A 22,277-nucleotide genomic window follows, 5' to 3' on the forward strand; every position below is an offset into this window, starting at 1 on the left:
AATGTTTAAAAATGTCTATAACTGGATTGACGAACGTTTGGATGTTACGCCAATTTGGAGAGACGTGGCCGACCACGAGGTTCCTGAGCATGTTAACCCGGCCCATCACTTCTCTGCGTTTGTGTATTGTTTTGGCGGACTGACCTTTTTTATTACAGTGATTCAGATCTTATCGGGTATGTTCTTAACGATGTATTATGTTCCAGATATTATCAATGCTTATGCAAGTGTTGAGTATTTACAATCTAGTGTTGCCTTTGGACAAATTGTTCGCGGAATGCATCACTGGGGTGCCAGTCTTGTCATTGTTATGATGTTCCTTCATACGATGCGCGTCTTCTTTACAGGCTCTTATAAAGCTCCGCGTGAGATGAACTGGGTAGTTGGAATGCTCATCTTCTTCGTAATGTTGGGGCTTGGTTTAACGGGTTACTTATTGCCTTGGGACAATAAAGCTTACTTCGCGACTAAAGTAACACTCGAAATTGCTAACTCTGTTCCAGTGATGGGACCCGTATTGAAAGAACTTATGCAAGGCGGTACGATTGTTGGTGCAGAAACGTTGACTCGGTTCTTCGCACTTCATGTATTCTTCCTCCCAGCGGTGCTTCTTAGTCTGCTCGTAGGACACTTTATTATGATCCGCAGACAAGGGATTTCTGGACCGTTGTAAGTTAATCTAAGAGAGGAGGAATACGGATGGCACATGGAAACAATTCTAAGGAAAAGGTTGTATATGTCGGTGATACCAGAGTTCGTAAAGGCAATGGATTTATCACACCTCCAGACTATTCAGCCTATCCTGGTAAATCGGAAGCCTTTATCCCTAACTTTCTACTGAAAGAATGGATGGTTGGTGTCGTTGTACTTGTAGGAATATTAGTGCTTACTATTTCAGAGCCAGCGCCGCTAGGGTTTCCAGCGAATGCGAGTGCTACGGTTATCCCAATTCCTGACTGGTATTTCTTGTTTCTCTATCAGTATTTGAAGCTTCCTTATGCTTCAGGTGATTATATCGTTCTGGGTACATTAGGTGTAACCGGTGTAGCTTTTGGTTCACTTCTTTTAGCACCATTTCTTGACACGGGCAGAGAACGTCGCTTCTATCGTAGACCGATCGCTTCATCTTTGATGTTCTTATCGCTAGCGGCGATTGTGTACTTAACAAATACCGCTTGGACGGAATACAAACATGAAATGGCTGAAACTGGTCAAATTCCTGAAGATGTTCAACGGGAAGAGAAGGCGGCAGAGAATAGGGCGAAGGGGCTTCCAACCTCGAGTGCAGTTAAGGCAAAGGAAGTAGCGATTGTAGATAAGGATGATCCGGCTATGGGGCTGTTTAAGCAAGCTACTTGCATCTCTTGTCATGCGGCGGATTTGAAAGGGGCAGGCGGGCCTTCACTTCGCGGCGTTGGGGACACCCATGATAAAGAAGCAATCCTTACTATTATAAAAGAGGGTCAAGGACAGATGCCGAAGATGTATGATATTGCTCTGGGAGCGGGGCTTTCGGATCAAGACATTGATGCCTTGGCAGACTGGCTTGCCAAACAAAAAAGCGAACAGTAAAATAAAAATAACGCAAAACCTGATCGAAACTGCGGTCAGGTTTTTGTATGTCTAAATGTAAAGTTGCCACTACTTGGGAGGTTAATGATCTGTATGTCCGTTCTTGATAAACTGTTTAAGCACCGAGGAATCATTTGGTTGTTATTTATTGTGAATCTTCTCGGTACCATTTATGGCTACATATGGTATGGCAATCAATTGGAGTTCACGGCGGCTAACTTTCCGCTTTGGCTGCTCCCGTTTGTTCCAGATAGTCCAACCGCAAGCTTGTTCTTTACCTTGGCGCTGTTGCTAATGCTCTTTCCTCCAAAAAGCTATACGGGAAACAATGTAAGGGAGCTTATTGAGGCGTTAGCGGTTGTGACGTCTGTGAAGTATGGGATTTGGGCAGTAAGTATGATTTTTGCTGGAGGTTATCAAGGAGATATTCTAGTTTGGAAAGACTGGATGCTGGTGATCTCTCATTTGGGGATGGCGGTAGAAGCTTTGATCTATGCACGATTCTTTTCTTTCCGCAAAATGATTCCGCTAGCGCTGTTCTGGACCCTTGCTAACGATATGCTGGACTATTCCTATGGAATATACCCATGGTTACCTTCTGTACTGAATGATGATGTCACACAGGTGCAATATTTCACGATGGCGCTTACGGTGTTTAGTGTAATTGTTGCTTGGTTGTTTAGTAGTAGACAAAGACCCGTAGACTCTATCTATCAGTTTAAGAACAGGTTCTAGTAAGCGGTTCTAACCCTTGTCCGCCTGCCATACATTTAGAATTATAAGAAGTATAAGTTTTATACTATACTTTATCCTTATAATTTTACGAGAAACGAATATCGTCTAATAAAGACGACAACGTCGTTTCTTCTTAGGTAGGAGGGGGATGTCTCATGCTCCGAGGGAGATATTATGTGTTGGTTATTCTAGTGTTTTGCTGGTTACTGACCATCATGAATGTTGAAAAAGCTTCAGCAGCGCAAGGGAATGCTGGTGAAGGTTCTGGCAAGGTTTCGAAGCAAAGCGCCGACGTTAGTTCGGGCAACGGTTTGACAGTGATGAGCGGAAAGACTGGAGCACAGCAGCTAGAACAAGCCGCTGAGGCATTGTATGGGTATGTCTTGGAAGGGGATGTGATGAAGGTCCGACAAGAGACCGAAGAGATCTCTAGGATCATAGTGTCCTCTTCTTTTGAAGGAATGACCTCTGTAGAGGGCATTAATGCGTTGTCAGGGGTCATTATGGACCTGAAGGCTGCTGTGGCAAGTGCAAAAGTATCTCAGCAGCAATTGGAGGCTACAGCTACCAGGTTACGATTAGCTGCCAACAGTCTGAATCAACCCGGACAACCCATTTGGCTTCAGTATTATAAGCTAATTCGCGAGGATTTAAATGCGATGGAGCAAAGTGGTGCTACAAATGATCTGGCGGGATGGAAAACGGCTGTAGAGAGGCTACAGGGCAGGTATGAAAATATCCGGCCAGCGGTGATCGTCTCTCGGAAACCTGAAGTTGTAAATGCTTTTGATTCTTGGCTCTCTTATGCCGCAGGCATTCCTTCTTCCTCACAAAAAATCGAACGGGCCCGGTTGCTTGAAATCGTGTCTTATGGTCAGGATACTGTGCGGGTAATGTTCGGAAAAGAGAAGGATGAGCCGGCTTTGTCAGTACCCCTGGCCTCACAAGAATTTGGGATTTGGGGAGGACTAGCCGCAGGGTTTATTATCGCTGTATTAGCTTATGCGGGTTATCGTAAGTACCGTGGAGAGAATCAGAACTTCAAACCAATTTAGTGGAATGGTTATATAAATAAGTAAAAGGAGCGGGGAAGAATCCCCCGCTCCTTTTTTAACGAATCAAAACTTATATATTTGGGGCCCCGCAAAGTACCTGAGTACGTATCGAAGTAAGGCCCCACTTTGTGGGGATATTTTATGTTTCTCTGAATCCCTCGCCTTGTACGTCGTGCACATCGCTAATAATTACGAACGCGTGCGGATCAATCGATTTGACCAGTAAACTAAGACGGCGAATTTCCTGCCTTGAAACTACACAGTACACCATATGTTTGGCTTGCTTAGAATACGCACCGATTGCAGGGATGAGTGTTACACCTCGTTCTAGTTCAGCAGTTATTAGATCAGCAATTTGGGGTGCCTCATCACTAATGATTGTAAATGCTTTGGCGGCATAAGCGCCTTCCTGGATAAAATCGATGACACGCGATGCGATGAACACTGCAACGAGTGTGTATAGAATTTTTTCTTTGGGAATATAGAAGATGGAAGAGCCGATAATGAAAATGTCGATGGCCAGAATAATCTGCCCCATACTCCAGCCGAAATTCCGTCCCAGAATTCTTGCCACAATGTCTACGCCACCTGTAGTGCCACCAAAACGGAACACAATCCCAAGCCCGGTTCCAAGTGTTACCCCTGCGTATAGTGCAGCAAGAATAAAGTCATGTTCGGTACTGAAAGGAACAATCCATCCAGCAGAGATCAATCTTTCGAAGATCCACAAGAAAAGGGACAAAGATCCGATTCCTACCCCTGTGTATACAATTTGGCGGCCGCCTAGAACTTTCCAACCGAGCAGAAACAATGGGAGATTGATAAGGAGTGTTGTTAAAAAGATTGGAATGTCAAAGGCATAATTAAGCAGCAGTGTGATTCCCGTTACGCCGCCTTCCATTAGTTGACTGGGAATGATGAAATACAGTAGTCCGAATGCATATACTGCGGTTCCGAGCATGATAGGGGCAACTGTTTTGCTGATTGAAATTACCTTGTTTGAATTCATGGAATCCCTCGTTAGGCCTTGTTTAGGCAGTTTTTCTTTTCCTATAATAAGTATACCTTTTCTTGCGGGTGTTAAAATATTCAAAAAAGATTTGTCTTCAAAACGTCTTTACGATAACATAGGGGCAAACAGAAGGCAAGATATACAGAGGGGGCAAAGATACATTTTATGGACAAAAGTCTTGGTGACATTCAGCGTGAAGTAGACGCTTATATATCGCAATTTAAAGAAGGATACTTCAGTCCGCTGTCTATGTTAGCCCGCATGTCCGAGGAAGTCGGAGAGTTGGCGCGGGAAGTCAATCATGAATTCGGTGAGAAGCCGAAGAAATCTGATGAAGCAGAGAATTCTATAGAGCTTGAATTGGGAGATATTTTGTTTATTACTGTTTGTTTTGCAAATTCTCTTGGGATTGATTTGACTGAAGCACATAATAAGGTCATGCATAAGTTTAATACCCGAGACGCTGGTCGTTGGACACCAAAAGACACCGATTAGGCCTCTATAACATATGCTGTACCAAACGAACGGGATTTAGCCGTGAGGATGGTGAGGATATGGATCAAAGGGATTATGTAAGAGAAGCCTATCGCTCTATATTGCGTAGTGACTTTGCAGAAGCTATTGTTTGCTTTGAAGCCGCGATTGCAGCAAGTCCGGCTGATGCTGAAGTCAGATATCGTTGTTCCATAACGTATGCCCGCAGTGGTATGCTAGATAAAGCTTTAGTTCATGCTCAGGTGGCTATGAAGTTAGATGGCAGCAAACCTGAGTATAGTCTACATCTACAGCATCTTCAAGCTATGATGCATGTACAGGAAGCTAAGCGGTTGATAGAAGATGAAGATAACAGAACTCGTAACCCGTATCATCCGATTACGCTACTTAAAGAGGCCATCACCCTTGATCCATTATATGGGGATGCTTATGTATGGCTTGCCATCGCACATAGTCGGGTGAATGAACATATGCAGGCTATGGCCGCCTTGAAAGAAGTGATTTCTTTACATCCGGATGATTCTGGCTTGCGAGAATTGATGGTAGACCTTCAGAAATCCATACAATCGTATATGCAGTAACTATATAACTAGTGAAAGCGAGGATGAAAAGATATGAGCAACAAGATCAGAGTTATCGTATCCGGTGCAGGCGGGAGAATGGGTAAAGAGGTTGTTAAACTTGTGCTGCAGGACGAAGAGTTGGAACTAGCGGCTGCGGTAGATCGTTCAACAATGGATATAGATGCAGGCCGTCTAGTAGGTCTCGAAGACTCAGGAGTTATTGTAACTTCAGATCTTGAGGCTGCCCTCGCGGGAAGCAACGGAGATGTTGTGGTCGATTTCACTACACCACAATCAGCGTATATGAATACAGTGCTAGCCATTAAATATGGAGTGCGTCCGGTTATCGGTACAACCGGATTCACACCGGAGCAAATTGTGGAACTGGACAAGCAGTGTCAAGACCAGGGGATAGGTGGACTTATTGCTCCGAACTTCTCCATAGGGGCTATTCTGTTGATGAGATTTGCGGCTCAAGCTTCAAAATACTTTCCACATCTGGAGATTATCGAGTATCATGGTGACCAAAAACTGGATGCTCCATCCGGAACTGCAGTCAAAACAGCAGAGATGATTTCAGAAGTACGGGAAGAGCTTCGTCAAGGAAACCCTAAAGAAGAAGAAACGATTGAGGGTGCGCGTGGGGGTTACTATAATGGATTCCGGATACATAGTGTCCGTCTTCCTGGTGTGTTTGCCCAAGAAGAAGTGATTTTTGGTGGGTTCGGACAATCCTTAAAAATCCGGCATGATTCTTATGAGCGAGCAGGCTATATGCCAGGCGTTAAGATGGGTATTCAAAAGGTAATGGGATACACTGGCTTGATCTATGGATTTGAGCACTTTATAGAATAGACAGGGGAGAACACCATGTTAAAGATCGCATTTATTGCACATGATCGTAAAAAAGATGAAATCGTAAATTTTGTATTAGCCTATGAGCATGTATTTGTAGGTCATGAACTATTTTCTACGGGGACTACTGGCCAACGGATCATGGATGTGACTAGCTTGAAGATTCATCGCTATATGTCAGGACCATTGGGTGGAGATCAGCAAATTGGGGCAATGGTAGCCCAAGATGAATTGGATCTTATTATTTTCTTGCGCGACCCATTAATGGCACAGCCACATGAACCAGATATTACAGCTTTACTTCGTCTATGTGACGTATATGGTATCCCTGTAGCAACGAATATCGCAACAGCTGAGGTGCTTGTGAAGGCGATTGATCGTGGTGACTTTGCTTGGCGTGAACTCGTCCATAAATACAAACCAGGTGTTGATGAATGAAGCTGGACATTCTTGTATTTGGGGCTCATGCGGATGATGCGGAGATCGGAATGGCAGGTACGATTGCGAAGCATACCGCTGCAGGACTAAAAGTAGGTCTGTGCGATTTAACAGCTGCGGAAATGTCCTCGAACGGTACTGTTGAGCTACGCATGAAAGAGGCACAGCAAGCTGCTGATCTGCTTGGCGTGTCTGTGCGGACGAATTTGGGTTTATCTGACAGAGGGCTGTTTATAACAGAAGAGCATGTGGCCGCTGTGACAGCAGAAATTCGCCGGTTTGCTCCTGCGATTGTTTTTGCTCCTTATTGGGAAGATCGTCATCCGGATCATATTGCGTGCAGTAAGTTAGTAGAAGAGGCTGTTTTTAATGCTAAACTACGTAAATATATGCCGGACAAGCCGGCAGTTCCGGCTCCACAGCTGTTTTTTTATTTTATAAATGATCTAGGACGTACGGATCTTATTGTAGATGTTACTAAACAATATGGGCTGAAGGAGCAGGCGTTGTCCTGCTATCGCTCCCAGTTCACCAAGCCGCTCGGTGCCGATGCTGTATCCACACCGCTAACGGAAGGTTATATTGAACGTGTTCGTTCCAGAGATATGTTGCTTGGACAGCGGAGACTTATTCCCTATGCGGAAGGGTTTGCAACAAAAGTTCCCTATGCAGTAGATCTGTTTACTGCAGGGGATCAAACTATATAAGGTATAGAAGGGGACGGAATATGGATCGTTTGAAAATAGGCATCACTTGTTATCCGTCTCTTGGCGGCTCAGGCGTAGTAGCGACTGAATTAGGAAAACTCTTGGCCGAGAAGGGACATGAAGTTCATTTTATTACACACAGCATTCCGTTTCGGTTAGGGAAATTCCAGAAAAATATATTTTACCATGAGGTAGAGGTTAATGATTATTATGTATTCAAATATCCTCCTTATGATTTAGCACTTGCTACGAAGATGGCTCAGGTTGCCAAAATGCAGAATTTAGATCTGTTTCATGTTCATTACGCCGTTCCGCATGCTGTTTGTGCTTTCCTTGCTAAGCAGATGCTTGGTAATGATATAAAAGTTGTAACGACTTTGCATGGCACTGATATTACGGTACTTGGACAGGATGAATCGCTAAAAGATCTAATCCGTCTTGGAATTAATGAAAGTGATGCCGTAACAGCCGTATCGAAGGATCTCATTAGAGAAACACGAGAAGTGCTGGATATTACGCGCGAGATCGACCTCACTTATAACTTCGTTGATCATCGTGTCTATTATCCACGGGATGTATCGAATCTGCGAGAAGATTTTGCTTCTCCTGAGGAGAAGATCTTGATGCACATCAGTAACTTCCGCCCAGTTAAAAGGGTAAGCGATGTTGTCGATATCTTTGCTAAAGTGAATCGTGAAATCCCTTCACGTCTGCTGCTTGTTGGCGAAGGGCCGGATCTTCCTAAGATTCAAGCTAAGATCAGTGAAATGGGTCTGGATGATAAAGTCCGCTTCTTAGGAAGACAGGATGAGATTGCTCAAGTTATTTCGTTGGCTGATCTTCTTCTGTTACCTTCTGAGAAGGAAAGCTTTGGTCTGGTCGCCCTGGAAGCGATGGCCTGTGGTGTTCCGACTATAGGTTCGCAAACCGGAGGCATTCCGGAGCTCATAGAACATGGCAAGACAGGATTCATTGCTCCAATTGGTGATACAGAAACTATGGCGAAATATGCAATCAAACTCCTATCGGATGATCGCATGGTGGAGCAGTTCAGACAAGCTTGTCTGGAAACGGCCTGCAAAGATTTCTGTAAGGATTCGATTACAAGTCAGTATGAGGATATATATTACCGTGTGCTCGGGCGCAAGGTACCTAGACTGGATACAGTCAGGGGGTAAGGAGTTCGTAATGAAATGGAAAATGGCGCCATCTGCTATGGCTCTTGCGGCGGAAAATGTAATTTCTGAGCTAACGCAAAACGGCCATGAGGCTTTTTGGGTTGGAGGCTGCATTCGCGATGAGCTATTGGGTAGGCCAGTGCATGATATGGATATTACAACTTCAGCAGTGCCGGAGGAAGTGATAGCCATCTTCGCACGCAGTATTCCGACAGGGCTAGCACATGGGACGGTCACTGTGCTTCAGGATCGGCATGGATTTGAGGTGACGACATACCGAACTGAAAGCGGCTATGTCGATCATCGTCGTCCGGACCATGTTGAATTTGTTAGTGATGTGAAGGAAGATCTTCGTCGTCGTGATTTTACGATTAACGCGATATGCTGCGGGCTGGGTGGAGATTTGATTGATCCCTTCGGAGGCGAGAAGGATCTAGCTCTCCGTGTGATCCGCTGTGTGGGTGATGCAGAGGAACGGTTCGATGAGGATGCGCTTCGCATGCTTCGCTGCGTTCGTTTCGCATCGGTGTTAGATTTCTCCATCGCTAAGAATACGTGGAGGGGGCTCCTGCGTCAGCGAGATAAGCTGGCGCATATTGCTGTGGAGCGTGTCCGCGCGGAGCTGGACCGCATCGTAGAGGGGCCGCATCCTCGGCGCGGCCTTGCTATGCTAGCGCGCTGTGAGCTGCTCGCGCGCGGCAAAGCCCCGTTCCCCTGGACCGGAACCGATCTGGCGGCTGCTGCCGCCTTAACGGCCGGGATAGGGGAACTGGAGAGCGCCCACCTGCGGTGGGCGCTTCTCCTCCATGCCCTGAAGCAGTCGGCCCAAGAGGCCGATGAGCTGCTGCGGGCATGGACGTTCTCTGGGACGACGCGTACCAGCGTCGTCCAGGTGCTGCGGGTCCGCGAAGCTTGGACCGCTGCCCTGGAGGCTGTGCCGCCGGGGGAACCGGGCGGCACAGATCTACTGCGGCGGCGCTGGATCGCCGCCGTGCTGACCTTCGGCGTGGAAGCCGCCGAAGGGTGGCTCTCGCTGCTGGCGATCCTGCCAGCAGCTGCCCTTCCCGCTGCGAACTCGCCAGCGGACTCGGAAGTCTCACCCGCTGTCAACACCCAAGCGGTCTCAAAAGACTCGCCCGCTATCACCGCCCCAGCGGTGCCTGCAAGAGAGTGGATCGCACAAATGCCATTGAAGAGTCTCTCGGAGCTTGCTGTTACAGGCAATGAGTTGGCGGAAGCGCTTGAGAAACGTCCAGGACCTTGGCTTGGCAATATGCTGAGTGCACTTCTGCAGGCGACTGCATCGGGAGATCTTCTTAACAATAAACAAGAATTGCTGCTTGAAGCAAAAAGGATGGATGGACATGAGCTATGAAAAAGCGCTGTCGCTAACCGGGTTGAAGCAGGAAGCTTCTGATTCGAATTGGCTAGACAGAGTTCAGCTCCTGGAGTCTGTCGTATCTACTCAGGAGGAAGCCAAACGATTGGCGGAAAACGGTGTACCAGAAGGAACAACCGTAATCGCTGAAGAACAGACCGGTGCTAGAGGGCGAATGGGTAGGAAATGGTTTTCTCCTCGTGGCAAAGGCATTTGGATGAGTATTGTATTGCGTCCGAAGTTACCTTTGTTACAGACTCCTCAGTTAACACTGCTTGCTGGGGTTGCAGTCTGTAAGGCAATTCGCCGTGTAACCGGAGTAGACGCCGGGATTAAATGGCCAAATGATTTACTTGCGGGCGGTCGAAAGATATGTGGAATTTTGCTCGAGTCTTCGCTAAGAGAAGGAGAGCTTCATTATTGCATCGCCGGGATTGGAATTTCTGCGAACTTGACTGAAGACGATTATCCTGATCATCTGAAGGAAGTAGCGACTTCTCTTCGGATTCAGCGGGGCGGTGTCCCTATTGACCGTTCGGAGCTGGTAAGAGCTGTATTGAATGAGTTAGAGCTGCATTTCAATCTATACATGGAACAAGGTTTTAAACCTATCAAAGAGCTGTGGGAGTCGATGTCAGTTACTTTGGGTCGCCAAATCGCTCTGAATAGCCCTCAGGGACGCTCTGAAAGTGTTGTGGTAGGTTTGGATGAGTTAGGTGGACTAATCCTTAAAAACAGCGCAGGAGAGATTTCTAGCGTATGCTCAGGTGAAATCGAGCTTTTATAAATCTTTTTTATATGACAGGGTGTCATCCCCTGTCATATTTTTTTCGTGTATTTCCGAGTCCTTTTTGTTATACTATGGGGCAGAGGCGGTATCGTTTTGCGAACTGTACTCTTGATCTGATGAACTTATAATGGTTTTATTATTGGAATCACCTTCATAACTGCGTTAGACGGTTACGTTGGATTCTGCTCTGAGCCGTAAGGACCGAGACAGAAGGGACGATCGCGAGTGACTCTTTTTTGCCCTTCGGACCTTTTTAGCAAATCGTTGCTAAAAGGTTTTTTTGTTGCGATTTTTACGGGGATGTAATTTCAAAAAGGAGGACGAAGAGAGAAATGGCAAACAAACAAGCACTTAATATTTTGAAAATGAAAAAAATGAAAGCAGATGGTGAGCGGTTAAGCATGCTGACTGCTTATGATTACCCATCGGCTCTACTTGCTGAAGAAGCCGGTATCGATCTTATTCTGGTGGGTGACTCCCTGGGAAATGTGGTACTTGGATATGATACAACTTTACCTGTTACGATTGACGATATGGTCTACCACACTCGTTCGGTAACTCGGGGCGCACAAAAAACATTCATTGTGGCAGATATGCCATTTATGACCTACCACGGAAGTATAGATGAAACCTTGCGGGGTGTGCGCAGACTGATGCAGGAAGGGCGGGCTCATGCCGTCAAAATGGAAGGCGGTCTCGAAATTTGTGAGACAGTTACTGCGGTTGTAGCTGCGGGAGTTCCTGTGCTGGGGCATATTGGACTTACACCGCAATCGGTAAATATGATTGGCGGCTACCGCATTCAAGGTAAGGACGCCAAAGATGCAAAACGTCTGATGGATGAAGCTAAGGCCCTTGAAGCAGCAGGTGCTTTTGCAGTGGTACTGGAGCTGGTGACAGAAGAAGTGGCACAAGCAATTTCTGAGGCACTGAGCATTCCGACCATTGGGATTGGTGCAGGTCGTTATTGTGATGGACAGGTATTGGTTTTCCATGATTTGTTGCGTTATGCCTCACCCTACCGTGAGAAACGTTTTGTCAAAACCTACGCGGATGTGGGTAGCCTGATTCGTGAGGGTATCAGCCAATATGTGCAAGAAGTGAAGAATCGCTCGTACCCAGATGAAGGTCATGTTTTTAAAGCAGATGAAACCGTTCTGGAATCTTTATACGGCGGTGCCGGAAAGGATGGGGAATAAGATGAGAGTCGTCAGAAGCATTAAGCAACTGCGCGAAGCTTTGGAATATATGAGACAAGGTGGGCATACCCCGATTGGGTTTGTTCCAACCATGGGATACCTGCATGAAGGACATGCCAGTCTGCTTCGGCGGGCAGGAGAAATGAGCAACACAGTCGTTATGAGCATATTTGTGAACCCGCTGCAGTTCGGACCGAATGAGGATTATGATTCCTATCCGCGCGATGAAGAGCGTGATTTGGAGCTTGCGGAACGCGAAGGTGTCGATATTGTATTTATCCCCAGTGTGGAAGAAATGTATCCGCAGCCTACCCGGACTACTGTCTCGGTATCAGAGCTTACCACTCGACTTTGTGGGGCTTCGCGTCCAGGGCATTTTAATGGCGTAACAACAGTTGTTAATAAACTATTCAATATCGTGCAGCCAGATTATGCTTTCTTCGGGCTAAAGGATGCTCAGCAAGTAGCTGTGCTCCGCAGAATGGTATCTGATTTGAATATGAATGTTGAAATTGTGCCTTGCCCTATCGTTCGTGAAGGAGATGGACTTGCACTTAGCTCGCGTAACGTATTCTTATCTCCAGAGGAACGTTCTCAAGCACTGGTGTTATCTCGTTCCTTGCGTGAAGCACGTCAGTCCATTGAAGAAGGAAAAGTAACAACCGTTGCTGAAGTGCGGGAATTGTTGACCTCGGTTATTTCCAACTCTCCTTTGGCGGTCATTGATTATGCGGAAATACTGACTTTCCCTAATCTGGAAGGCTTAGAGAACGAAGTTTTATTAACGGATGTAAATGGGGAGATTATTATAGCGCTTGCCGTGAAGTTTGGCAGAACGCGATTAATTGACAATAATGTATTTATTCCAAAGGAGGTTGCCGCTCTTGTTTAGACATATGATGAAATCCAAAATTCACCGCGCGACGGTGACAGAAGCGAATTTGAATTATGTGGGAAGTATTACTATTGATGAGAACTTAATGGAAGCGGCAGATATTCTTGAGAATGAAAAAGTGCAGATCGTGGACAACAATAATGGTTCACGGTTAGAAACCTATGTTATTCCAGGGCCTCGCGGCAGTGGTGTGATCTGCCTAAATGGTGCAGCTGCACGTCTTGTTCAACCGGGAGATACAGTAATTATTATTTCGTATGCGATGTTGTCTTCAGAAGAACTGGAGTCGCATAAGCCAACGGTGGTATTCGTGGATGAGAACAACAGACCAGTGAAGCTGGCTGATCATGAATTGCATGCTACAATCGCTTAATTTATGGACTTACGCCATGTAATGAATGGCAGGGATGAAAGACCCCGTTCTCGCAGAAAATGAAGTCAGGCAAGCTTAACTGATTTCATCTTCAGTAAGGGGGATAGCCCATGTTTCAACATTTGTTTGCTGAAATGAACAAGGTGCTTCAGGAGATCGTTACAGATTACCCTACAGCGGAGGGTGCCCGCCGGAATGAGCTTTTATGCAATTATAATATGCTGCATCGACTTAGTGATAAAGTGATGGATGAATGGCTGGCCTTTGCAGAGAAGCTAAGTCACTTTCGTGAAAGTGTAGATTTTACGACTGTGGTTGAAGAGGAAGTGCCAGAGCAGGAAGCACCCGAGCTGTGCATGGATACTTTTGTTAGAGGTCAAGGGTATTATAAGCTGCTGATGTATGGGAAATGTATTGAACAGTTTAAGGAAGTTATTGTGCAATATCCGGATAGCTTGGCTGCTCGATTATATTTAGCCATCTCTTACCTGCAGGAAGGGGAGGGGGAAGCTGCTTGGAGTCATCTGAACCATATGCTCGGTTTGATACGGGAAACCAAGCTGAAGGCAATGGTTTATAACGCTTTAGGTTGCATCAGGGCCTCTCAAGAACGGTTCAATGAAGCGCAGGAGCTGTTTGGCCTTTCTTTGCAACTTGACCCGGCACTTCCTGAACCAACCGTTAATTTGGAGGTTTGCCGCCGCCGAGGAGGTAAGCTTCATTTCGGAAATCAGCTTGTTTCATTATTGTAAATTATTACGTTTACGGTTTATTATTCCGCATTTTCATTCAAGCGATGCATCCCCTGAACCAGTGGTGTGCATCGCCTTTTTTCGCAACTTCTGTTATGCTGATTAAGAGTCTCAATTGAAAGGGAATAGAATTATAATGAAATTTGCCGTGCTTGATTTTGAAACAACGGGAACCCAATCCGTGGGTGAAATTATCCAGGTTGGCCTTGCAATTATAGAAGAAGACCGGTCCATCTCCCGGGTATATGGTTCCTACGTCAAGCCCGGAACGCCGATACCTCCTTTTATAACTGGTCTAACGGGGATTACCGACGATGATGTAAAGGATGCACCTGAGCTGGATGAGATGATGATGGAGCTTGTCCCACTCTTGGATGATGTTGTGCTTGTAGGGCATAATGTCGCATTCGACTTCCATTTTTTGCAAAATGCTTTAGACCGATGTGGGTATTTACCATTTCAAGGGCGGATTTTAGATACGATTGATTTTCTGAAAATCTGCTTTCCTTCCCTCACATCCTATCAACTAGGATCAGTTAGTGCACATTTTGGAGTGACGCATGATCGTCCGCATCAGGCAGACAGTGATGCACTCGCAACTGCTCTTGTATTGCTGAAATGTCTGGAGGAGCTCTACGATTTGCCTCTGCTGACGATTCAGAGACTCTGTGAGTTGTTTACGGAAGAGGATAGTGATTTGGGTTGGTATTTTGATGGTCTGCTGCGTGAACGGGAAGCGGAGACGCTTCAGCCCGAAGGTGATCTGACTTTCTATCGTCAATTAGCGCTTGCTGTAGGAGACTGGAATGAATTAGCTCCACCTCGAGACGAGCATGCTGAGAATCCACTACACAATTTATCTTTTACAGATTATATGGATGAAGTAACGAAACGACTTAAAGAAACTTTGCCACAGTATGAAAGCCGAGAAGCTCAGGATATTATGATCAATGAGGTGATGACGGCACTTGCCGAAGACAAGCATCTATTGATCGAAGCAGGGACAGGAACCGGTAAATCCCTTGGTTATTTATTGCCTGCCATATACCAAAGCGTACGCACTAATGAAAAAGTCATGGTCAGCACTCATACTATTAATCTGCAGGATCAATTGCGTGAGCGTGATATTCCTTTGTTAACGCAGGTAGTTCCTTTTCCATTTAAAGCTGCAATTTTTAAGGGCAGAGGGCATTATTTGTGTCTTCGTAAGTTCGAACATAAAATTAATAAAAAAGACTTTATAAGTCCGAGGGAAGATGCGCTTACTGCGGCTCAGATGATCGTTTGGCTGACACAAAGTGAATCAGGAGATGACGAAGAGCTCAATCTAAGTGGACGTGGCGGAGATTTTTGGGAGACGGTGGCAAGCGATACCGATTCTTGTCTGGGTCGCTCGTGTCCTTGGTTCCGTAAGTGTTATTATCATCGGGCTAAGCATGAAGCTGGTATTGCAGACGTGGTCATTACGAACCACTCTAAGCTTTTCGCTGATGTTAAGGCTGGGCATCAACTACTTCCCGCTTATGAACATCTTGTAATAGATGAGGCCCATCATCTGGAGGACGTGGCTGGCAAGCATTTAGGCATGCATATGAAGCATTTCACGGTGGCACATACATTATCGCGTCTTTATAAGGATAGTCGAAATGGCCAACTTCCTACACTTCGCCAAATGCTTCAGTCATCAGGCAGTGAGGAAGCTTCTGAATGGAGCGGAGTGATCGATAGAATCTATCCGGACCTGCTTACCGTAAAAGAAACCTGGGATCTGCTTAGTGATAAACTATTCAGCCTCTTGCCGGAACGTAGCGATGCAGCGGCGGGAGAAGCCGGCCAGTTAGTCATGCGGCTACTTCCTACCCGTAAACCGAAAGATTGGGATGAATTGGTTGCTTTAGAGAATACTATGAATCTGACATTAAGCGAAATTATCCGTAAAGGTGATAAAATGCTTAATGAGATGCGAGATCAAGAAGGTCAATCTTCCTCAGATAGTCTAGTTACCGATATTAGCGGCTTATTTAAGGATTTAGCTTCGATACGTGAGCAAGTACGGTTTTTTATGGGATTAAATGATGAGAATGTAGTATATTGGCTGGAGGCGAATGGAAATTATCGCAGTAAATCGCTACAGCTGTATGCCGTTCCTGTTGATGTTAGTACTCAGCTTAAGGAGCTGTTTTTCGACAAGAAGAAAAGTATCGTGCTAACTTCGGCGACACTCTCTGTCGATAAATCTTTCCAGTTTATGATTGATAATCTCGGACTTAATGAAGCTGCGGAAGAGGGGCGTCTGATGACGTCACTCCTGCCTTCTCCCTTTAAGTATCGGGAGCAGGCGCTGTTAGTTATTCCGCGGGATTTCCCTAGTGTGAAGGGGAGTGTAGGCGATGCCCGATTTGTCGATACACTCGTACAGTCACTAGCAGAAGCAGCTATTACAACACGTGGGCGGATGCTTGTCCTGTTTACTTCTTACAAGATGCTACGCCAGGTTTACGATCCTCTGAAAGAGGCTCTAGCCTCACAAGAGATCACGGTGCTAGGTCAAGGCGTGGAGGGGGGCAGCCGTAGCAAGCTGATCCGCCGTTTTCAGGACAGTGCAGCTTCTGTACTATTAGGAACAAGCAGCTTTTGGGAGGGTGTAGATATTCCAGGTGAAGCATTAACATGCTTGGCCATCGTGAGGCTCCCATTTCAACCGCCAAACCACCCTCTAGCGGAAGCGAAGTCTGAGTTATTACAAGCCCAGAAAAAGAATCCGTTCATGAAGTTGTCTGTTCCTCAGGCGGTTATTCGCTTCAAGCAAGGATTTGGGAGGCTGGTACGGACAGCGCAAGATCGGGGTATTGTTATTGTGTATGACACAAGGGTGATCGAATCTCACTATGGGAAGTATTTCCTCTATTCGTTGCCTGGCCCGAAAATGGAGCATATGCTTACGGATCAAATGGTTCCTCGTATAGCGGAGTGGTTGGAAGACGGAGGCGTTTCTTGAAAAGAACGTCATCGATCTTATTAATCACTCTACAAGGAAGGGCGGTATAAGAATACCGCTCTTCCTTGAGACGAGGTGCAGATATTTCGATAGGATTTGAACAGAATATCACTTAAATTAGGAGGTAAATTATGAAATCGGATAAAATATCAGAAGCCGTTGTTCGCAGACTTCCTGTGTACTTGCGTTTCTTGAATGATCTCCAGAAACGTGAAATATTAACCGTTTCCTCACAAGAACTAGGACAAAAACTTGATTTAAATCCTGCTCAAATTCGTAAAGATTTAGCTTATTTTGGAGACTTTGGTAGAAAAGGTATCGGGTATGACGTAACTTATCTTATTGAAAAAATCCGTCATATTCTGAAGCTGGATCAACAATTGAATGTGGCTTTAGTAGGTGCTGGTAACCTTGGACATGCATTATCTAATTACAATGCTTATCTGAAAGATACTATGAAGATTACCGCTATATTTGACTCCTATGCACCTAAGGTGGGGCGGAAAATCAACTCTCTTACCGTTCAACCGATGGAGGAGCTTGGTCAGACGGTTCGTGAGCAAGGTATTCGAATTGGGATAATTACTGTGCCTGATTCAGAAGCGCAGAATGTAGCAGATATTCTCATTGAGTCTGGCATTGAGGCGATTTTGAATTTTGCACCAGTGATTCTAAAAACACCATCGAATATCCGTGTTCATGCTGCCGATTTTACAACGGATTTGCAAAGCCTTGCTTATTATTTGAAAGACGGAAAGGAAGAAACCGGAAATGAAGAGCAGTAAAACGATTATTAAGGGCGGGCGTTTTCTTATTTCGGGAACAGATGAGCCGGTTCTGAGCGGATACATGACTATTGAAGATGATTTGATCACTTACATAGGAAAAGAAGAGCCTTTAATGGAAGATGATGTGCAAGTTGTTGATGGCAGTCGTCTGCTGTTTATGCCAGGTCTGGTAAACACACATGGCCATGCCGCAATGTCATTGCTTCGTGGTTATGGAGATGATTTAGCACTTCAGGTGTGGCTTCAAGAGAAGATGTGGCCGATGGAAGCGAAATTCACTGGAGAAGATGTATACTGGGGAACCTCCTTGTCGGTACTGGAAATGCTAAAAGGTGGTACTACAACCTTCTTGGATATGTATGATCATATGGATCGAGTAGCAGAGGTAGTCGAATTATCAGGCATCCGTTCCGTACTGATGAGAGGCGTAATCGGATTATGCCCAGAGGAAGTACAAAATCACAAGCTTGCGGAAGCGATTTCTTTTGCACGAAATTGGCATGGTAAGGCTGATGGTAGAATTACGACGATGATCTCGCCACACGCCCCATATACTTGCCCACCGGACTTCTTTGTTAAGTTTGTACAAGCGGCACATGATTTGGATTTACCGATGCATACCCATATGTCCGAGACCAAACGCGAAGTGGAGCAGAATGTGGTGGATTACGGACTTCGGCCTGTAGCGCATTTAGAGAAGCTTGGAATGTTCACACGTCCGTCTATTGTTGCACATGGCGTTCATTTGAATGATGAAGAGATCGAGATACTGGCTCGTCATGATGTAGGCGTGTCTCATAACCCAGGAAGTAATCTGAAACTGGCTAGTGGAGTGGCTCGGGTTACGGATCTTCTAAAGGCTGGTGTGAAGGTGTCACTGGGTACAGATGGTGCGGCAAGCAATAATAACCTGGATATGTTTGAAGAGATGCGTCTTGCAGCCCTCATCCATAAAGGTGTAAGTGGTGATCCGACGGCTGTCCCAGCTCCGGAAGCGCTGCGTATAGCTACAGAGTATGGCGCAAAGTCTATCTTTTTAAATGATGTGGGTAGACTCGCTGTTGGCATGAAAGCGGACTTTATCGCGATTGATATAGACCAGCCGCATTTGCTACCACACACAGATCTGTTGTCTCATGCTGTATACTCTGCCAGCGCCAAGGACGTTGAGCATGTATGGGTGAATGGTAAACAGGTTGTAAAACATGGAGAATGTATAACGCTAGATGAGGAAGCAATCCGTCGTAAGGCGCAAGAATCATTTGATGGACTGCTTAAACGATAGTCTAAGATCATAACGAATAACTGAAAGGCTGTGACTTTCTGCGATTGCAAAGTTACAGCCTTTTGTGTTTCTGATAATTAGATCATTGAATTGGATATGAAACTTTGGATAAACACACAGGTGTGTTATATAATCAAAAAAGATATATTACTAGAAAGGGAGCTGTACCTTGAAGAAAAGGAAAAAATGGATCCTCCTGGGGTCAGTTCTGATTCTGCTCCTTCTGTTCGGACTTATCCAGTTCTATGCTTATATTATGAAAGATCAATGGAACGAGCGAGATATCGCTAAGGATGTCGCTAAAACCAGTGCTGGTCTGACAGAGGTAACCAAAGCGCAGAAATCCGTGTGGGATGATAATGCGGTGTACTGGGTCTTAACAGGGAAGAATGAAGCCGGGACCGAGTTGATGGTTTGGGTACGTTTTACTGTAGACGGGAAGTTTGCTGAAGGAACCGACGCAGTATATGCTGAAGAACTAAGTAAAGGGACCTCTGAAGCGAAAATGCGTAGCCTTATAAAAGCCGATCTTCCGGACATCAGCATTGAGCGGTTGTTGCCAGGAGTATATAACGGGGAGTATGCTTGGCAGCTTTTTTATAAACAAAGCGGTCGATATTATTATCAATTTTATCGGTTCTCAGATGGGGCTCGAATGGGTGAAGGTTACAGTTTACCTAGCCGCTAAATTAAACAAAAGCATTATAGGAGAAACAAGCGGACCATTTATGGTTCGCTTGTTTTTTAAATGACATATTATTTGATATACTATAAGTACACGAATTGTGATATACTATAAGAGTAGTTTTTATGTATTGGTATTTAAAGATTCATACGAAAAAAGGTCTGTTAGTTAAGAGTAACAGCCCTTTTTTTGTCGAATTAAATCAATAAATTTAATAAAATGGAAAGAATTAAAAAATAAAATTTTAAATATCTTCACACTTTTTTTCAATATAGTATATACACCTGTGATATACTACTGTTTGTAATTAGAACAGTGTTAGTAGAACGTCAGGCTCTGATGAGCTCTTAGCAGCTATGACTTTGGATCATTCTGTTTACATTTTTTCATCTTTGAGAGGAGGACGTTTCTTGAAATTACGTCTTGTACCTGTACTGATAACGTCTCTACTGTCGGCTATGCTATTATTCGGAGGATTCTTTTTATATCGTCAGTTTGCTTTACAGGAACCGCTCCAAAAGATTGTAACCGGATTTGAGGGAGTAAATACTTCACATATTAGTATTAACCGCGATGAGGTCACTTTGAAACTTGATTTGCAGCCGGGCACGAATTTACGTGATCTAGTATCGTATGTATCCAAAGAAGGAAAATCAGTGATTGAAGGACGTAAACTTAAACTCGATGTGGAGCAAAATTCAAGTGAACTATTGGATGATTACTGGGATAAAGCGATGTTCTCTGTAGCTGAAGCCATGGAGAGCCGTAAATATACGATTATACCTACAGAACTTGATAGATTGAAACAGCAAAATACGGAATTTAAAGATGTGATAGCATCTACTGATATCGACGACAACAATGTGTACGTAAGCTTGAGTAATGGAAAAGAAAGCAAATTTATTATTTTGCCGCGAAAACCTGCGACCTTGGGGGTATGGAATAATGCCTAAGTACCTTAAAGAAATTTTACTCGGATTTATTCCTGTGCTGTTTATTTTCATGGCTTTTTTAGGTATTAATATATTCCCGATTGTTATAGCAGCTGGAATGCTTACTGCATTACTTATAATTGCTCATTTGCGTGGCGGGCTTACGGTGAACGCTGGTGCAGGGAAGAAACGCCAGAAGGAAGGGCCTTCAAAGCTCACTTTTGAAGAAATTGGTGGGCAAGACAATGCGAAGCAAGAGCTTCGTGAGGCACTCGATTTTTTGATCCGGCACGAGGAGATTAGTAAATTTGGGATTCGTCCTTTGAAAGGGATTCTGCTCACTGGCCCTCCAGGAACAGGTAAGACCCTTATGGCCAGAGCAGCAGCGCATTATACAAACTCCGTATTCGTAGCTGCATCAGGTAGTGAATTTGTAGAAATGTATGTTGGTGTCGGGGCTGGTCGGATCCGCGATTTATTCAAGGATGCTCGTAACCGTGCTGTTAAGGAGAACAAACAAAGTGCCATTATTTTTATTGATGAAATTGACGTAATTGGCGGTAAGCGCGAAGGCGGTCAGCAACGTGAATATGATCAGACCTTAAATCAGCTATTGACCGAGATGGATGGTATTTATAATAACGAAACTCCGCGTATTTTGCTGGTAGCTGCAACAAACCGGAAAGAAATGCTTGATTCAGCATTGTTACGTCCTGGACGCTTCGACCGTCATATTCAAGTGGACATGCCTGACAAAAAGGGCCGCAAATCGATTCTCGAATTGCATGCGAAGAATAAGCCTCTTCATACAGAGGTGAGTCTCGACAAAATCGCTGAAGAAGCCTATGGCTTTTCCGGTGCTCAGCTTGAAAGTGTCATGAATGAGGCTGCGATTTATATGATGCGTGAGGACTTGACGAAAGTTGAGCAGCGGCATCTGTCGATGGCGATTGACAAGGTAATGATGGGTGAAAAAACGGATAGAGAAACAAATCATGAAGAGAAAAAGAGAGTCGCCATTCATGAATTGGGACATGCCATCATGGCAGAGCTCCTTCGTCCCGGAAGCGTTAGTCAGGTTACGCTGACTCCGCGTGGGCAAGCCCTTGGTTATGTGCGACATAATCCTCAGCAAGAGCAGTATTTGTACACCAAAGATTATCTCGAAGATCAGATTATGATTGCACTTGGTGGAGCAGCTGCTGAAGAAATGTATTATGGTGGACGAAGCACAGGTTCACGCGGTGATTTCGATCAGGCGCTGAATATTGTGGAAACGATGATGAAGTCAGGTTTAACTTCGCTGGGTATCGCTAAGCTGGAAATGGTTACCACTGAAGAGCTTATGAAGGAAAATAGTAAGATATTGGATGAGCTGATGACACGCACTCGTGAGCACCTTGAAAAGCAACGAAATGTATTTGATTACTCTCTTGACATTTTAATGAAGGAAGAAGTACTCTCTGGAGAGCAATTTCGATGTCAATTTCGTGACAGCGTCCTTTTACCAGCATAAATATTTATGCTGGTTATTTTTTTTTACTTTTCAGGCATGCTAAGATATCATTATATGTCGGGCTTTATAAATTTTT

At 44.9% G+C, this 22,277-nt stretch carries 23 protein-coding genes; 22 read left to right on the plus strand and 1 reads right to left on the minus strand.

From position 1 onward, the window contains the following. Window position 1: 1 nt before the first annotated feature. The 4 genes from qcrB to MKX35_RS12825 all read left to right on the plus strand — a co-directional run bounded on the left by qcrB (window position 2) and on the right by MKX35_RS12825 (window position 3,362). On the plus strand, window positions 2-673 hold the full coding sequence (gene qcrB, locus MKX35_RS12810; protein ID WP_042129529.1) for a menaquinol-cytochrome c reductase cytochrome b subunit: 672 nt from the start codon (window positions 2-4) through the stop codon (window positions 671-673). Between the two features lie 26 nt (window positions 674-699). Next, window positions 700-1,572: a menaquinol-cytochrome c reductase cytochrome b/c subunit gene (locus MKX35_RS12815; protein WP_042190142.1), complete on the plus strand. Its 873-nt coding sequence runs from the start codon at window positions 700-702 to the stop codon at window positions 1,570-1,572. Window positions 1,573-1,665: 93 nt separating this feature from the next. Next, complete coding sequence (locus MKX35_RS12820; protein WP_256716306.1) at window positions 1,666-2,307, plus strand: DUF1405 domain-containing protein; 642 nt, start codon at window positions 1,666-1,668, stop codon at window positions 2,305-2,307. Window positions 2,308-2,462: 155 nt separating this feature from the next. Further along, window positions 2,463-3,362, plus strand: a complete 900-nt coding sequence (locus MKX35_RS12825) for a sporulation protein YpjB (protein WP_076299581.1) — start codon at window positions 2,463-2,465, stop codon at window positions 3,360-3,362. Between the two features lie 139 nt (window positions 3,363-3,501). Here MKX35_RS12825 and MKX35_RS12830 read toward each other — a convergent pair whose 3' ends face one another. After that, window positions 3,502-4,371, minus strand: coding sequence for a YitT family protein (locus MKX35_RS12830; protein WP_042190138.1), 870 nt, complete (start codon window positions 4,369-4,371; stop codon window positions 3,502-3,504). A 168-nt stretch (window positions 4,372-4,539) separates the two neighbouring features. Here MKX35_RS12830 and MKX35_RS12835 point away from each other — a divergent pair, with 168 nt between their 5' ends. The 18 genes from MKX35_RS12835 to MKX35_RS12920 all read left to right on the plus strand — a co-directional run bounded on the left by MKX35_RS12835 (window position 4,540) and on the right by MKX35_RS12920 (window position 22,201). Next, on the plus strand, window positions 4,540-4,869 hold the full coding sequence (locus MKX35_RS12835) for a nucleotide pyrophosphohydrolase (protein ID WP_036676271.1): 330 nt from the start codon (window positions 4,540-4,542) through the stop codon (window positions 4,867-4,869). A 59-nt stretch (window positions 4,870-4,928) separates the two neighbouring features. Beyond that, window positions 4,929-5,450 carry a tetratricopeptide repeat protein gene (locus MKX35_RS12840; RefSeq protein WP_076299582.1) on the plus strand — a complete coding sequence of 174 codons (522 nt, stop codon included), beginning with the start codon at window positions 4,929-4,931 and terminating at the stop codon, window positions 5,448-5,450. 33 nt (window positions 5,451-5,483) lie between these two features. Beyond that, complete coding sequence (gene dapB, locus MKX35_RS12845) at window positions 5,484-6,287, plus strand: 4-hydroxy-tetrahydrodipicolinate reductase (RefSeq protein WP_042190132.1); 804 nt, start codon at window positions 5,484-5,486, stop codon at window positions 6,285-6,287. 15 nt (window positions 6,288-6,302) lie between these two features. Further along, the gene (locus MKX35_RS12850; protein WP_042129517.1) at window positions 6,303-6,725 is read left to right on the plus strand and encodes a methylglyoxal synthase; all 423 of its coding nucleotides are present in this window, start codon (window positions 6,303-6,305) and stop codon (window positions 6,723-6,725) included. Beyond that, complete coding sequence (gene bshB1, locus MKX35_RS12855) at window positions 6,722-7,432, plus strand: bacillithiol biosynthesis deacetylase BshB1 (RefSeq protein ID WP_076299583.1); 711 nt, start codon at window positions 6,722-6,724, stop codon at window positions 7,430-7,432. The genes MKX35_RS12850 and bshB1 overlap by 4 nt, the downstream gene beginning before the upstream one ends. 20 nt (window positions 7,433-7,452) lie before the next feature. Then, window positions 7,453-8,610, plus strand: a complete 1,158-nt coding sequence (bshA, locus tag MKX35_RS12860; RefSeq protein ID WP_076299584.1) for an N-acetyl-alpha-D-glucosaminyl L-malate synthase BshA — start codon at window positions 7,453-7,455, stop codon at window positions 8,608-8,610. A 22-nt stretch (window positions 8,611-8,632) separates the two neighbouring features. Then, the gene (locus MKX35_RS12865; RefSeq protein ID WP_256716307.1) at window positions 8,633-9,985 is read left to right on the plus strand and encodes a CCA tRNA nucleotidyltransferase; all 1,353 of its coding nucleotides are present in this window, start codon (window positions 8,633-8,635) and stop codon (window positions 9,983-9,985) included. Beyond that, window positions 9,975-10,775: a biotin--[acetyl-CoA-carboxylase] ligase gene (locus MKX35_RS12870; RefSeq protein ID WP_076299586.1), complete on the plus strand. Its 801-nt coding sequence runs from the start codon at window positions 9,975-9,977 to the stop codon at window positions 10,773-10,775. The genes MKX35_RS12865 and MKX35_RS12870 overlap by 11 nt, the downstream gene beginning before the upstream one ends. A 335-nt stretch (window positions 10,776-11,110) precedes the next feature. Beyond that, window positions 11,111-11,977 (plus strand): 3-methyl-2-oxobutanoate hydroxymethyltransferase, encoded by an 867-nt coding sequence (gene panB, locus MKX35_RS12875; RefSeq protein WP_076299587.1) that lies wholly within the window; start codon window positions 11,111-11,113, stop codon window positions 11,975-11,977. 1 nt (window position 11,978) lies between these two features. Beyond that, window positions 11,979-12,869, plus strand: coding sequence for a pantoate--beta-alanine ligase (gene panC, locus MKX35_RS12880; protein WP_076299588.1), 891 nt, complete (start codon window positions 11,979-11,981; stop codon window positions 12,867-12,869). Next, window positions 12,862-13,245: an aspartate 1-decarboxylase gene (gene panD, locus MKX35_RS12885; RefSeq protein WP_042129504.1), complete on the plus strand. Its 384-nt coding sequence runs from the start codon at window positions 12,862-12,864 to the stop codon at window positions 13,243-13,245. The genes panC and panD overlap by 8 nt, the downstream gene beginning before the upstream one ends. A gap of 110 nt (window positions 13,246-13,355) precedes the next feature. Beyond that, window positions 13,356-13,997, plus strand: a complete 642-nt coding sequence (locus MKX35_RS12890) for a tetratricopeptide repeat protein (protein ID WP_042190119.1) — start codon at window positions 13,356-13,358, stop codon at window positions 13,995-13,997. Between the two features lie 136 nt (window positions 13,998-14,133). Continuing rightward, on the plus strand, window positions 14,134-16,995 hold the full coding sequence (gene dinG, locus MKX35_RS12895) for an ATP-dependent DNA helicase DinG (RefSeq protein ID WP_042190117.1): 2,862 nt from the start codon (window positions 14,134-14,136) through the stop codon (window positions 16,993-16,995). 131 nt (window positions 16,996-17,126) lie between these two features. Then, window positions 17,127-17,780, plus strand: coding sequence for a redox-sensing transcriptional repressor Rex (locus MKX35_RS12900; protein ID WP_076299589.1), 654 nt, complete (start codon window positions 17,127-17,129; stop codon window positions 17,778-17,780). Then, a complete protein-coding gene (locus MKX35_RS12905) occupies window positions 17,767-19,068 on the plus strand; it encodes an amidohydrolase (protein WP_076299590.1) in 1,302 nt (433 codons plus the stop codon). Before MKX35_RS12900 ends, MKX35_RS12905 begins: the two co-directional genes overlap by 14 nt. Before the next feature lie 169 nt (window positions 19,069-19,237). Next, a complete protein-coding gene (locus MKX35_RS12910; protein WP_076284583.1) occupies window positions 19,238-19,756 on the plus strand; it encodes a cell wall elongation regulator TseB-like domain-containing protein in 519 nt (172 codons plus the stop codon). 407 nt (window positions 19,757-20,163) lie between these two features. Next, a complete protein-coding gene (locus MKX35_RS12915) occupies window positions 20,164-20,706 on the plus strand; it encodes a hypothetical protein (protein ID WP_042190109.1) in 543 nt (180 codons plus the stop codon). Further along, a complete protein-coding gene (locus tag MKX35_RS12920) occupies window positions 20,699-22,201 on the plus strand; it encodes an AAA family ATPase (protein ID WP_076284584.1) in 1,503 nt (500 codons plus the stop codon). The genes MKX35_RS12915 and MKX35_RS12920 overlap by 8 nt, the downstream gene beginning before the upstream one ends. Window positions 22,202-22,277 lie beyond the last annotated feature (76 nt).

It is taken from the genome of Paenibacillus sp. FSL R5-0923 (assembly GCF_038009145.1).
Taxonomy (GTDB): Bacteria; Bacillota; Bacilli; order Paenibacillales; family Paenibacillaceae; genus Paenibacillus_AQ.

Coding starts and splice junctions, on each gene's coding strand:
- qcrB (WP_042129529.1), top strand. CDS start 2: ATGTTTAAAAATGTCTATAACTGGATTGACGAACGTTTGGATGTTACG.
- MKX35_RS12815 (WP_042190142.1), top strand. CDS start 700: ATGGCACATGGAAACAATTCTAAGGAAAAGGTTGTATATGTCGGTGAT.
- MKX35_RS12820 (WP_256716306.1), top strand. CDS start 1,666: ATGTCCGTTCTTGATAAACTGTTTAAGCACCGAGGAATCATTTGGTTG.
- MKX35_RS12825 (WP_076299581.1), top strand. CDS start 2,463: ATGCTCCGAGGGAGATATTATGTGTTGGTTATTCTAGTGTTTTGCTGG.
- MKX35_RS12830 (WP_042190138.1), bottom strand. CDS start 4,371: ATGAATTCAAACAAGGTAATTTCAATCAGCAAAACAGTTGCCCCTATC.
- MKX35_RS12835 (WP_036676271.1), top strand. CDS start 4,540: ATGGACAAAAGTCTTGGTGACATTCAGCGTGAAGTAGACGCTTATATA.
- MKX35_RS12840 (WP_076299582.1), top strand. CDS start 4,929: ATGGATCAAAGGGATTATGTAAGAGAAGCCTATCGCTCTATATTGCGT.
- dapB (WP_042190132.1), top strand. CDS start 5,484: ATGAGCAACAAGATCAGAGTTATCGTATCCGGTGCAGGCGGGAGAATG.
- MKX35_RS12850 (WP_042129517.1), top strand. CDS start 6,303: ATGTTAAAGATCGCATTTATTGCACATGATCGTAAAAAAGATGAAATC.
- bshB1 (WP_076299583.1), top strand. CDS start 6,722: ATGAAGCTGGACATTCTTGTATTTGGGGCTCATGCGGATGATGCGGAG.
- bshA (WP_076299584.1), top strand. CDS start 7,453: ATGGATCGTTTGAAAATAGGCATCACTTGTTATCCGTCTCTTGGCGGC.
- MKX35_RS12865 (WP_256716307.1), top strand. CDS start 8,633: ATGGCGCCATCTGCTATGGCTCTTGCGGCGGAAAATGTAATTTCTGAG.
- MKX35_RS12870 (WP_076299586.1), top strand. CDS start 9,975: ATGAGCTATGAAAAAGCGCTGTCGCTAACCGGGTTGAAGCAGGAAGCT.
- panB (WP_076299587.1), top strand. CDS start 11,111: ATGGCAAACAAACAAGCACTTAATATTTTGAAAATGAAAAAAATGAAA.
- panC (WP_076299588.1), top strand. CDS start 11,979: ATGAGAGTCGTCAGAAGCATTAAGCAACTGCGCGAAGCTTTGGAATAT.
- MKX35_RS12890 (WP_042190119.1), top strand. CDS start 13,356: ATGTTTCAACATTTGTTTGCTGAAATGAACAAGGTGCTTCAGGAGATC.
- dinG (WP_042190117.1), top strand. CDS start 14,134: ATGAAATTTGCCGTGCTTGATTTTGAAACAACGGGAACCCAATCCGTG.
- MKX35_RS12900 (WP_076299589.1), top strand. CDS start 17,127: ATGAAATCGGATAAAATATCAGAAGCCGTTGTTCGCAGACTTCCTGTG.
- MKX35_RS12905 (WP_076299590.1), top strand. CDS start 17,767: ATGAAGAGCAGTAAAACGATTATTAAGGGCGGGCGTTTTCTTATTTCG.
- MKX35_RS12920 (WP_076284584.1), top strand. CDS start 20,699: ATGCCTAAGTACCTTAAAGAAATTTTACTCGGATTTATTCCTGTGCTG.